Source organism: Candidatus Coatesbacteria bacterium (assembly GCA_014728225.1).
Lineage (GTDB): Bacteria > RBG-13-66-14 > RBG-13-66-14 > RBG-13-66-14 > RBG-13-66-14 > WJLX01.
This window is the reverse complement of the sequence record WJLX01000172.1, coordinates 1-12,398: the sequence shown is the minus strand read 5'-3', so window position 1 is coordinate 12,398 and position 12,398 is coordinate 1. Positions and strand designations below refer to the sequence as shown.

Here is a 12,398-nt window from a genome sequence, read left to right as displayed (position 1 = left end):
CTTCCCCCAGCAGATGAGCAAGCGCCCCGCCCTCGAGGACAACCGCGCCTCACTGGAGGACCTCACCGCGCAGATGCGCGAGGTCTTCTGGCTCACCGAGTGGCGCTCCCGCCGCATCCTCTACATCAGCCCCGCCTACGAGAGCATCTGGGGTCGTAGCTGCCGCAGCCTCTACGACGAACCGCGCAGTTGGGCCGAGGCCGTCCACCCCGACGATCGCCGACGGGTCGAGGAGGCCTTCGACCCCGGCGCCGCCGAGGGTGACTACGACGTCGTCTACCGCATCGTCCGCCCCGACGGCGCCGAGCGCTGGATCCACGACCGCGCCTTCCCCCTGCCCGACGAGGACGGCAACGTCGTCCGCGTCGCCGGCATCTCCGAGGACATCACCCGGCGGGTGCTCCAGGAACGGGACCTGCGCCAGGCCCAGGCCAATCTGGAGCGCCTGGTCGCTGAGCGCAGCCGGGAGCTGGCGGCCAGCGAAAAGCGTTACCGGGCCCTGGTGGAGACCTCGCCGGACGCCATTGTGGTGCTGGACGAGACGGGTCGCCTGGTGCTGGCCAACCAGCGGGCCGCCGACGGCATCGGCCTCGAGGATCCCGGAGAGCTGATCGGCCGACCCTTCCTGGATTTCGTCCCGCCGGCGGACCGCACGGCCGTGGGGCGGTTGTTCAACCAGTTCATCGTTTCGGCCGAGGAGCTGCGCCAGGGCATTCGCTTCCACCTGCGCCGTCTCGACGGCAAGGTTTTTCCCGTCGAGATCAGCGCCGCGGCCCTCGGTGGTGAGCTGCGCGGGCTGATCGCCGTCGTCCGCGATGTAACCAAACGCGAACGCCTGCTCGAACAGCTGCGCTTCCGCGGCGAGTTCGTGGCCCTGATCGCCGAGCTGAGCACGGAGCTGATCAATCTGGCCCCGGAGCGTCTCGACGCCGGGGTGGAGCGTGCCCTGGAACGCGTCGGCCATTTCGCCGACGCCGACCGGGCCTACCTGTTCGGGTTTCACGACGACGGCTGCTTGATGTCCAACACCCACGAGTGGTGCGCCGCGAATGTCGAGCCCCAGCGCGGCAAGCTGCAGAACATTCCGGTGGAGGACTTTCCCTGGTGGATGGAGCGACTGCGCGCCGGGGCTGATATCAGCCTCGCCGACCTGGACGAACTGCCCGCCGCGGCCCAGGCCCTGAGACACAGCTTGCAGGACCAGGGCGTCGTCTCCCTGTTCGTCGCCCCGCTGGCTGTAGCCGGCGAGTTGCAGGGTTTTCTCGGACTCGATAGCGTCAGCGAGCGACGGGTCTGGTCACGGGAATACTCCCGGCCGCTGCGCCTGGTCGGCGAACACCTGGCCGCCGCCCTGGAACGCACCGCCATCACCCGCCTCGAGGCCCGCAGCCGCAAGCGGCTGGAGTTCCTCTCGCGCACGGCGATGGGCTTTGTCAGCCTCAAGCCCGAGGACGACCTCTACGATTACATCGCCCAACGCCTCCGGGAGATCGTCGGCGACGGCTATGTGATGGTCAACACCTTCGACGACCAGACCCGCTCCTTCCGGCTGCGGGCCCTGCTGGGCCGGCAGGGTCCGCTGCGGCGCTTCTTCGAGCTCTACGGCCGCCGCTTCATCGACGAGTCCTTCCCCATCAACGACCGGGCCCTCGAGAGCCTGCGCCGGGGCAGGCTGGAGCGGGTGCCCGAGGGCCTCTACGATCTGGCCTGCGGCAAACTGAGCCGGCGTTCCGCCCGCACCATCGAAAAGCTGTTGGGCATCGGCGCGGTCTACTCCACCGGTGTCCTCCAGGCCGATGAGCTGCTGGGTTCGCTCAACGTCCTGTTGCCCGGGGGCGTGGAGCTAGAGGATCGGGAGCTGCTGGAGACCTTTCTCAACCAGGCCGCCGTGGCCTTGCAGCGTCAGCGCAGCGCCGACAACCTGCGCCGCAGCCGCCGGGAGTACCGCGAGCTGATCGAGAACTCACCCGACGTGGTGCTACGTTTCGATCGTCAATTGCGCTGCCTCTACGCCAACCCGGCCCTGGTGGAGCAGTTCGGCCTGCGACCGGCCGAGTTCGTCGGACACGGTCCCGCGGAGCTGGACCGGGACCTGGGAACCGATCCCTTTTGGCAGGCCGCCGTGCTGCGGGTCTTCGAAACCGGTGCCGGCGACGCCATCACTCTGACCCGGGGCGTCGGTGACCAGCAGCGCTTCTTCAACGTCCGTCTGGTGCCCGAACGGGGTCCCGGCGGTGCGGTGGAGAGCGTGCTGGCCGTCAGTCGGGACGTCAGCGAGCTCGAGCGCACCAGTCGGGCCCTGCGCGAGAGCGAGCGCGTCCAGCGGGCCCTGTTCGTCGGCGGCGCCGATCCCCTGCTGATTACGGAGCTGTCCGGGCGGATCGTCGACGCCAACCCCGCGGCGGAACGGGTTTTCGGCCGACCGGGCCGCACCCTGGCCGGGCGTAGCATCGTCGAGGATCTCGGCCTGGCGGCGGCGGAGCTGCGCGAGTGGGAGGCGGTCTGCCGGGACGGCCTGGGGGTCACCGACAGCGAGGCCGAGTGCCGCCAGGGAGACGGCGGGACGATCCCCGTCAGCCTGACCGTTTCCCCCGTCGCCGGCTCCGACGGCGAGCTGCGTCACCTCTCCCTCTGGCTGCGCGACATCAGCGCCCGGCGCCGGACCCTCGACCGGCTGCAGGTCAGTGAGCGCAAACACCGGCTGCTGCTGGAGAGCATCAAGTCGCCCATCGTCGCCCTCTCCAACACCCTGCGCATTCTCTACTGCAACAAAGCCTACGCCGAGTTCGTCGCCCGGCCCGTCGAGGAACTCGAGGGCGCCTATCTGCTGGACCTGTTTCCCGCCTTCGCCGACACCGCCAGCTACGAGGCCTACCACCGGGCCCTGGAGACGGGGAGCGAACAGCACGTCGAGGGGCGTTTCCCCGCCGCCGGGGGGGAGCTCTACCTCAGCGCCAGCGTCTATCCCATGCCCTGGGGCCTGCTGGCCCAGGCCGTCGACATCACCGCCGCCAAGCGCGTCGAGCTGGAGCTGCGGGAAAGCGAGAAGCGCTACCGCTTCATCTTCGCCCACAGCCCCTCACTCAACCTGCTGCTGGACGCCTCCGGCGTGGTGCGCGACGTTAACGCCGCCCTGACCGGGCTGCTGGGACTTGAAGCCGACACCCTGCGCGGCGTCGCGCTGAGCGAGCTGGTGGCTCCGGAGCAGCGGGAGGAGTTCGCCGACTGGCTGACGCGCTCCCTGGACGACGACGAAGCGGGGGCAATCGACCTGCGCCTCATCGACGGCGCCGGCGGCGAGCGGATGATCTACTTCCCCGCGGCGGCGCCCATCGCCGAAGATGGCGAGGGCCGGACCCTGCTCTTGTCGGGAACGGACCTGACCGAACGCCGGCGCGACGAGGAGCGCATCCGCCGGTTGAATGGCATTCTGCGCGGCCTACGCCGGGTCGACCGGCTGATCAGCCGGGAAACCGACCGGCGCCGCCTGGTCGAGTCGATCAGCGAGACCCTGATCGAGTACCACAGCTATGAACACGCCTGGATCGCCCTGTTGGCCGAGGATGTCGCCGTCGACGCTCCGGCGGAAACGAGCGCCCCGCCCCCGGGTTGCGACGTCTTCGCCCATGCCGGTATCGGCGCGGCCGCTCCTGAGCTGCGCCACAAGCTGACCTCGGGCGAGCTCGATGGGCGTCTGGGCCGCGCCCTGCGCTGCGGGAACGGCGCGACCGTCGTCGAAACCGACGGCGACGATGCGCGGCGACGCACTATCCTGGTCCGGCTGGAGTACGGCGGCCGGATCTTCGGCCTGTTGGGGGTGGCCCTGAGCGGCGGCCCCCTGGACGGGGCGGAACGGGAGCTCCTCGACGAGGTCGCCGGCGATGTCTCCCTGGCCCTGCACAACATCCGCCTGCTCGAGGAGCGGCGTTGGGCCGAGAGCGAGCGCGAGCGGCTTAACCAGCAGCTGCGGGCCAAGAACCAGGAGCTGGAGCAGCTCATCTACATCGCCGGACACGATCTGCGCTCGCCGATGGTCAACATCCAGGGCTACTCCGGCGAATTGGGCCTGCTGCTCGAGGAGCTGGGCAACCTCGTCGACGACGAGGCCGTGCCCGCCGCGCTGCGCGAGAAGCTGCTGCCCACCTGCCGCGAGGACATCCCCGAGGCCCTCGAGTGCATCAAGACCAGCGTCTACAAGATGGACGGCCTGCTCTCCGGGCTGCTGCGCCTTTCCCGTCTCGGCGGCCAGGCCCTGCGTCGGGAACACCTCGACGTCGGCGAGATCATCGCCGAGATCCGGGCCACCTTCAGCTACCGGTTGGAGGAGCAGGGCGCCCGGCTGGAGATCGGCGAGCTGCCGCCCTGCATCGCCGACCGTACCCAACTGAACCAGGTGTTCAGCAACCTGATCGATAACGCCCTCAAGTATCTCGATCCCGGCCGTCCCGGCCGGATCAGCGTCGACGGCGAGGCCGACGACGATGAGGTGCGCTACAGCGTCGCCGACAACGGCGTCGGTATCGAGCCGCGCGATCAGGAGCGCATCTTTCAGCTCTTCCAGCGCTCCTCGACTGCGGGGGCCGACGACGGCGAGGGCCTCGGCCTGACCATCGTCCGCCGCATCCTCCAGCGTCACGGCGGCGCCGTAACGGTCGAAGCCGAACCCGGTGTCGGCAGCCGCTTCGTCGTCTCCCTGCCCCGCCGTGTCGCTGAAACGCCCGAACAGGGGTAAACGGGTTTTAACCATGCCCAGACCGCAGACCAGCCGCCCCGTCGCCGGCGAGGACTTCGTCGTCCTCGTCGTCGAGGACGATGCGGCCCTCAACCGCCTGATCCGTCGCCGCTTGGAGCGGCGGGGGCTGTGCACGGCGGGGGTGGGCTCCGGTGCCGCGGCCCTCGCCTGGCTGAATGAGAGCGGCCGGACGGCCTCGGCGCTGCTGCTGATCGACTTCAAGCTGGGCGACATGGCCGCCGACGAGTTGATCGCCGCCTTCGACGAGCTGCCGCGACGGCCCGAATTCATCATCATGACCGGCCAGGGCAGCGAGCGGGTGGCCGTCGAGATGCTCAAGGCCGGGGCCCGGGACTACCTGACCAAGGAAGCCGATTTCCTCGAGCTGCTGCCCCAGGTGGTCTGCGAGACCCGGGACCGGATCAGCACCGAGCGCCGCCTGGCCAGGGTCGAGGAGGAACTGCGCTCCAGCGAGGAGCGTTTCCGCAACCTGTTCCACAATACCGCCGACGCCCTGTTCATTCACGCCGCCGACGGCCGGGTGCTGGAGGCCAACCGCACCGCCGAGCGTATGCTGGGCTACGATCGGCGAATACTGGTGGGCATGACGCCGCGGGACCTCGTCGTCGCGAGCCGGGCCGACGACGTTGAGGCCCGCCTGCGGGAGCTGCCCACCTCGGGTGGGGTGATCTTCGAAACCGACTACCGCCGCAGCGACGGTGGAGTGCTGCCCATCGAGGTCAGTGCCCGCCGGATGGACTACGCGGGCGAGCAATGCTTCATCACCGTCTGCCGAGACATCTCCGAGCGCCTGGAATCCGAACGCGCCCTGCGGGAAGCCTACCGGGCCCGGGAGGAATTGGAGCAGATCGTCAACCAGAGCGAAGCAACCATCTTCCTCTGGCGCAATGAGCCGGGCCTGCCGGTGGAATTCGTCTCCGACAATGTCGCCATGTACGGCTATAGTACCGACGACTGGCGGGCCGGGCTGAGGTTCATTGAGATCATCCATCCCGACGATCGCGAGCGCGTGAGCGCCGAAGTCATCGAACACCTGCGGGCCGGCCGGGACGAATTCAGCCAGCTCTACAGGCTGGTGACGCGGGAGGGCAAGGCCCGCTGGGTCGACGACCGCACCATCGTGCGTCGTGATACGGCCGGTCGGGTGACCCACTTCCAGGGCATCCTGCTGGATATCAGCGAGCGCCGCCGCGCCGAGGAGGCCCTGACCGATTCGGAGCGAGAAAAAACGGCCATCCTGGCGGCGATGGAGGAGATCGTCGTCTATTACACTCCGGACCTCGTCGTCTGCTGGGCCAACCGGGCCGCCGCCGACAGCCTGGGGCTGGAGCCCGCGGAGCTGATCGGTCGCTCCTGCGACCAGTTATGGTTCACCGAGGGGACCTGTCCGGAGCGACCCGTCGTCACCGCCCGACGCAGCGGCGCCGATTGCGACGCCGAACTCAGCACTCCCGACGACCGCCGCCTCCACCTCACCGGTCATCCGGTTTACGATGAGGAAGACAAGCTGCTGGGGCTCGTCGAGGTCGGCCTGGACATCACCGAACAGTACCGTTACCAGGAGGCCCTGGCCGAGAGCGAGCGGCGCTTCGCCGCCTTCATGGACTACCTGCCCGCCGCCGTATTCATCAAGGATCCGCAGGGGCGCAACCTGTTCCTCAACCGCTACCAGCTCGAGCATATCGGCCGCGAGAGCTGGCTGGGCGAGACACCGGCCGACCACCTGCCCGCCGAGCGCGCCGCCGTCGTGCAGGAAAACGACCGCCGGGCCTTCACCGACGGCTATGTCAGCGGGATCGAGGTCCTGCCGGACCACGACGGCAACCTGCGGACCTTCGACACCCACAAGTTCGTCATCGAACTGGCCGGCGAGCGCCGCCTATTGGGCGGGGTGGCCCTGGACATCACCGAGCGCCACCGGATGGAGCGCGAGCTGGCCGAGAGCCGTCGGCGGTTGGAAACCCTGATGGAGAACCTGCCCGGGATGGCCTACCGTTGCCTGTTCAACGACAACTGGACGATGCTGTTTGTCTCCGGCGGAGGCTTCAGCCTGACCGGCTACCGGCCGGAACAGCTCGTCGACGACGCCGAAATCGCCTTCGTCGAGTTGATCCACCCCGAGGACCGCCACCCGCTGCGCCGGGCCATCAACGACGCCATTGAACGCCGCAGCTACTTCCAGGCCACCTTCCGCCTGCGCACCGCCGACGACGAGGAACGCTGGGCCTGGGTTCAGGGCGTGCCGATCTTCGACAACGGTCGAGAGTTGAAATTCCTCGAAGGCTTCATCACCGATGTGACCGCCGAGCGCCGGGCCGGTGAGGAGCTGCGCCGCCGCGCCGTGGCGATGGAGAGCACCCTCGAGGGCATGGCCATCCTCGACGAACGGGAACGCTACATTTACCTCAACGCCGCCCACGTGCGCATCTACGGCTATGATGACCCCGAAGACCTGCTGGGGCGCAGTTGGCGCGTACTCTACGACGATGAGGCACTCCAGCGCTTCGACAGCGAGATCATGCCCGCCCTGCACAGCGACGGCCACTGGAGCGGCGAGACCGTCGGCCTGCGCAGCGACGGCGAACGCTTCCCCCAGGAGGTCAGCCTGACCGCCCTGGACGACGGCGGGCTGGTCTGCGTGGTGCGCGACATCACCGAGCGCGAGCTGGCCGAAGAGCTCGAGCGCCGCGAGGCGATGATCGCCCAGATCCAGCAGATCTTCTCCACCATCCGTCACGAGATGGGCAACACCCTCAACACGCTAAAGACCAGCCTCAAGGTCCTGCAGAACAACCTGCATAAACTAAGCCCCGACCGGCTCGAATTCTATCTCAAGCTCAGCCTGGAAACCTTCCAGGTGGCCGAACGGCTGCTGGGCACTCTGCGCGAGTACCAACGCTTCGACGAGCTGCTGCCAGGACCCGTGCGTATCGATGATTTCCTGCTCGCCAAGGGCGCCCTGCTGCGGGAAAACGCCGCCAACCGCGGTGTCCAGACCGAGTTGTGTCTGCAGGCGCCCGACGCGATCACCAACATCGACGGCGACGCTCTGTTCCGTATCCTGATCAACCTGACCGAAAACGCCGTCAGCGCCTGCGCCGAGGTCGACAACCCCCGAATCGAGATCTCCAGTCGGGCCGTCGACGGCTGGGTCCTGTTGCGCGTCAGCGACAACGGCACCGGCATCGCCCCCGAGCATCTGCCCCACGTCTTCACCCCCCTGTTCACCACCAGGAAACACGGCAGCGGCCTGGGGCTGGCCGTGGTGCAGAAGCTCGTCCAGCAGATGGGCGGCCGGGTGGCAGTCCAGAGCCGCCTCGGCGAGGGTACCACCCTGACCCTGCACCTGCCCCGCCAGGGCCCCTGAACCCCCCCAAGTTGAAGCCCGAAAAAACGCGGGTCCGTAGAAAACAGCCGCCCGAGAACCTGCGGGTCGACTGCCACCCCGGAAGCGGCACGGTTTTTGCGCAGGCGGACCGTTAAACTCGCTCCAACGGTCGCCGAACAGCAAAAACCGTGCCGCTTCCGGGGTGGCGCCACAGTGTGGGCGGCGCGCTGCCGCACGGTGGATGTTTTCGGCGGACCCGGCCCGGGCTTTCGAGCCTTTCATCCGACGAAGTCTTATGCTACCTTGAATACTGGTTTTGGGACGAAGGCCGAGGAGACGACATCAACCCGTTGGAGGCGAGATGCGACAATCGTTATTGGTTTTAACACTGCTGGGATTGCTTTGCCTGCCGGCGGCGGCGGAGGTTCCCCTGCCCGAAGAGCCCGACTGGGAGTGGTACGACGATCAGCAATGGGCCTACGGCGGCCTGGCTTTCGGCGACGCCGACGCCGACGGTTTCCTGGATCTGGTCGTCGGCACCTATAACGGCAGTAACTGGTACCCGCCGATCCCCGAATATCACAATATGATCTTTCTCAACGAGTTCTTCGGCCTGCCCGATGCTGCGAGCTGGTCGGCCGTCGTCGAGCGTCACTGCAGCGAGGTCGTCACCGGCGAGGTGACCGCCGACGGCGTACCCGATGTCTTCTACGCCAACGGCGGCACGGGTTACGACCCCTGTACGGTCTACGCCGGTGATCCGGCCGGTCCCGCTGATGCGCCGGACTGGAGCTCGAATGCATCCGCCTGGGCCGTCGGTGCGGCCCTGGGTGACGTCGACGGTGACGGCTACACCGACGCCGTCACCGCCAACCAGGGTCGCAACCAGTACGATCCGACGCGACCGGTCTACCTGTTCTGGGGAACGACGGGCGGCTTGGAGACCACCCCGGGCTGGCAGTCCAGTCAGTCCGAGGCCAGCCAATCGATCGCCCTGGGGGACCTGGACAATTCCCATCTGGTCACCGATACGGCGGTTTTCACCGGCGACGGGGTTCGTCAGGTCTTCTGGCTGCCCCACGCGCCCTTCGTCGCCATCGACGAGGTCCGCCTGGACGGAGAACCCTTCGAGCTCAACTACTGCTGCGATCCAGCGGCGGGCTGGTTAAGTCCCGACGGCGCCGTCGCCGACGGCCAGATGCTGGAGGTCGATTACCGCTATTCGACCCGTCTGGACGTCGTCGTCGCCAAGTGGACGGGCTACGACACCTGCGTTTACTACAACACTTCCGGCATGCCACAGACGACCCCGGGCTGGAGCTCGGGTCGGGCCGACTCCGGTGATGAAAAGGTCCTGTTGCTGGACTACGATGCCGACGGTGATCTGGATTTGCTGGTGGCCGCCGATTCCCTGCGTCTCTACGAAAACGACGGCGGTCTGGGGAGTGCGCCGGTCTGGGAGACCGCCGACGACCGCTACACCAACGACGCCCTCTGCGGCGACCTCAATAATGACGGCTATCCCGATATCATCCTGGCCAACGGCAGTTGGAAGGGCGTCGATGTCTACGAGAACATGGGCGGGTACTACAACGACAGTCCCGATTGGACCTACACCGGCCCCGAACAGACCCGGGCGATCGCTCTGGGCGACGTCGACTGCAACGGCGCCCTCGATGTGGCGGCCGGTTTTTCCCGGGAACCCCTGGCCCTGTTCCTCAACACCGAGCCCTCGATGGACACCGGAGAGGTCGAGCTGCGGACCCGGGTCGTGGATGACGGCGTCCTGGTCGGTTGGACCCTTGCAAACGGCACTTCGACGACGCTGCGTATCCTGCGGGGTGCCGATCGACCCCTGCCCGTCTCCGGAGCTTTGTCCGGATCGCGAACCGCTTATCTCGACCGCGACGTGCAACCGGGAGAACAATACGTCTACTGGCTCGAGGTCACCGGAGAAAGCGGCGCTTCCCGCCGCTTTGGCCCCACCGAACCCGTCGTCGTCGATGCCGGGACCGGGGATTTGCGCCTCCATGCACCCTGGCCCAACCCGGCGAGCAATCGGCTCAGCGTGATCTTCGAGCTGCCCGCCACCCAACGTGTCGAGCTGGCCGTTTACGATCTTGCCGGTCGCCGGGTGGCGACGCTGACCGCGGGGGAACTGGCCGCCGGGCGTCACGAGATCGCCTGGGACTGCGCCGGCGCGGCGACGGGCGTCTACCTGTTGCGTCTGGAAGCCGCTGAGGGTTCGCTCAGCCGCCGGGTCGTCATCGACCGCTGAGAGCTGTTTGTCCACTACCGTCGGGCTGCCGACCAGGCCGCGCCCGATCGCCCCCCAGGCTTGAACAGGCGCATTCCACTTGTGACCAGCCGTCCCGCGCCGCGGGGCGGTTTTCTTTGGCTCTGACAGCCCGCGACCTTTGAAAACAGCTGCTGTTGAAAAACTGACCCAAAACGGCAAACCCCGGAACTGGCACGGTTTTTGCATCTCGGCGACCGTCGGAACGAAGATAACGCTCCGCCTCCGCAAAAATCGTGCCAGTTCCGGGGTCCGTGTCGAGCGGGTTGTGGTGGCGATACCGCGCAGCTGTTTTCAAAGGTCGCGGTCTGTGTCATCGCTGGAGCCCCGAGGCGCAATCACCTTCAACTAAACAGGGGCGGGGTCTCAAGACCCCGCCCCGCAAAGACCATGCTGCGCTTTCTGGTCGAAGCTACATCCCGTATTTCTCGATGATCCCCTTCTTGTCCAGGCCGAGGATGCCGTACTTGTCGCCCACCTTGGCGAAGGCCTCGATGCACTTATCGAGGTGTTCCTTTTCATGGGCCGCTGAAAGCTGGGTGCGGATGCGCGCCTGGCCGTTGGGCACCACGGGGAAGCTGAAGCCGATGACGTAGATGCCCTCGGCGTACATATCCCGCGCCATGTCGTTGGCCAGCTTGGCGTTGTAGAGCATCACCGGCACGATGGGCGTCTCGCCGGGGCGGATGTTGAGCCCCTTCTCCTCGAGACCCTTGCGGAAGTACTCGGTGTTCCACATCAGCTTGTCGCGCCGCTCCGGGCTCTCCATCACCATCTCCATCACCCGGATGCTGGCCGAGACGATCACCGGGGCCATCGAGTTACTGAACAGATACGGCCGGGCCTTCTGCCGGCAGAGCTCGATCAGCTCCTGGCGACCGGAGACACAGCCGCCCGAGGCGCCGCCCAGCGCCTTGCCCAGTGTGGTGGTGATCAGGTCGACCCGGCCCAGCACGTCGAAATGCTCCGGCGTCCCCCGGCCCGTCTTACCTATGAAACCCGAGGCGTGGGAGTCATCGACCAGGATCATCGCGTCGTACTCCTCGCACAGCGCCACCGCCTCGTCGAGGGGGAAGAGGTCGCCGTCCATACTGAACACGCCGTCGGTGACCACCAGTCGGGTCCGCTTGTCCTGGTGCAGCTCCAGCTTCTTGCGCAGGTGCTTCATGTTCATGTGCTTGAAGGTGTCGTACTCGGCGCTGCACAGCCGGATACCGTCGACCAGGGAGGCGTGGATCAGCCGGTCGGCGATGATCACGTCGTCCGAGCTCAGCACGGCCTCGAAGACCCCGGCGTTGGCGTCCATGCACGAGGGGAACAGCAGCGTATCCTCCGTGCCCAGGAACTCCGTCAACTGGTTCTGCAGCTTGCGGTGGATGTCCTGGGTGCCGCAGATGAAGCGCACCGAGCTCATGCCGAAGCCGCGCTCGTCCAATCCCTTGTGCGCCGCCGCGACCACCTCGGGATGGCTGGCCAACCCCAGATAGTTATTCGCGCAGAAGTTGAGCACTTTCTCCTGATCGGCCCCTTCCGGGTACTCGACAGTGATCTCCGCGTCCTGGGGCGAGCAGATGAAGCGCTTCTCCTTGTACGTCCCCTTCTCCTTGATCGCCTCGATCTCGCCGGCGAACATGGTCCGGGTCTGGTCGGAATAGACCATCATGCCTCCTTGCTAGTCCGGTAAGCGTGCGTTATGTGTATGAGTCCGGGGCGGGGGCGGTGGGTATCCAGCCGCCTGATCCCCGCCTTGATACCCTACAAGAACTTCTTGACCAGCTCGACAATCGAGTTGACGTTGTCGAAGGCCTCCGGGGTGGCCTCCTCGTCGGGCAGCTTGATGTCGTACTTCTTCTCCAGGAAGACCTTCAAGGAAACCATGGAGAAGCTGTCGACGAGGCCCGAGGAGATCAGCGGGCTGTCGTAGGTGATCTCTTCGTCTTCGTCCTCGACGTACTCGTCGATGACGTACTCAAGGACGGTTTCGCGCATCTCTTTGTCGTCGGGCATGGGGGTCCTTTCGG

At 66.8% G+C, this 12,398-nt stretch carries 5 protein-coding genes; 3 read left to right on the top strand and 2 right to left on the bottom strand.

The genetic code is table 11. The annotated features are described in order from the left end of the window. Nucleotides 1–13: 13 nt before the first annotated feature. The 3 genes from GF399_12360 (at nucleotide 14) to GF399_12350 (ending at nucleotide 10,359) form a co-directional block, all read left to right on the top strand. Entirely contained in the window at nucleotides 14–4,732 is a 4,719-nt protein-coding gene (locus tag GF399_12360; GenBank protein ID MBD3401105.1) for a PAS domain S-box protein, read from the top strand. 13 nt (nucleotides 4,733–4,745) lie between these two features. Then, nucleotides 4,746–8,120 carry a PAS domain S-box protein gene (locus GF399_12355; GenBank protein MBD3401104.1) on the top strand — a complete coding sequence of 1,125 codons (3,375 nt, stop codon included), beginning with the start codon at nucleotides 4,746–4,748 and terminating at the stop codon, nucleotides 8,118–8,120. A 322-nt stretch (nucleotides 8,121–8,442) separates the two neighbouring features. After that, a complete protein-coding gene (locus GF399_12350; protein MBD3401103.1) occupies nucleotides 8,443–10,359 on the top strand; it encodes a T9SS type A sorting domain-containing protein in 1,917 nt (638 codons plus the stop codon). Nucleotides 10,360–10,789: 430 nt separating this feature from the next. Here GF399_12350 and GF399_12345 read toward each other — a convergent pair whose 3' ends face one another. Next, on the bottom strand, nucleotides 10,790–12,010 hold the full coding sequence (locus GF399_12345) for a glycine C-acetyltransferase (protein ID MBD3401102.1): 1,221 nt from the start codon (nucleotides 12,008–12,010) through the stop codon (nucleotides 10,790–10,792). A 122-nt stretch (nucleotides 12,011–12,132) separates the two neighbouring features. Continuing rightward, nucleotides 12,133–12,384 carry a hypothetical protein gene (locus GF399_12340; protein ID MBD3401101.1) on the bottom strand — a complete coding sequence of 84 codons (252 nt, stop codon included), beginning with the start codon at nucleotides 12,382–12,384 and terminating at the stop codon, nucleotides 12,133–12,135. Nucleotides 12,385–12,398: the final 14 nt, after the last annotated feature.

Coding starts and splice junctions, on each gene's coding strand:
- GF399_12360 (MBD3401105.1), top strand. CDS start 14: ATGAGCAAGCGCCCCGCCCTCGAGGACAACCGCGCCTCACTGGAGGAC.
- GF399_12350 (MBD3401103.1), top strand. CDS start 8,443: ATGCGACAATCGTTATTGGTTTTAACACTGCTGGGATTGCTTTGCCTG.
- GF399_12355 (MBD3401104.1), top strand. CDS start 4,746: ATGCCCAGACCGCAGACCAGCCGCCCCGTCGCCGGCGAGGACTTCGTC.
- GF399_12340 (MBD3401101.1), bottom strand. CDS start 12,384: ATGCCCGACGACAAAGAGATGCGCGAAACCGTCCTTGAGTACGTCATC.
- GF399_12345 (MBD3401102.1), bottom strand. CDS start 12,010: ATGTTCGCCGGCGAGATCGAGGCGATCAAGGAGAAGGGGACGTACAAG.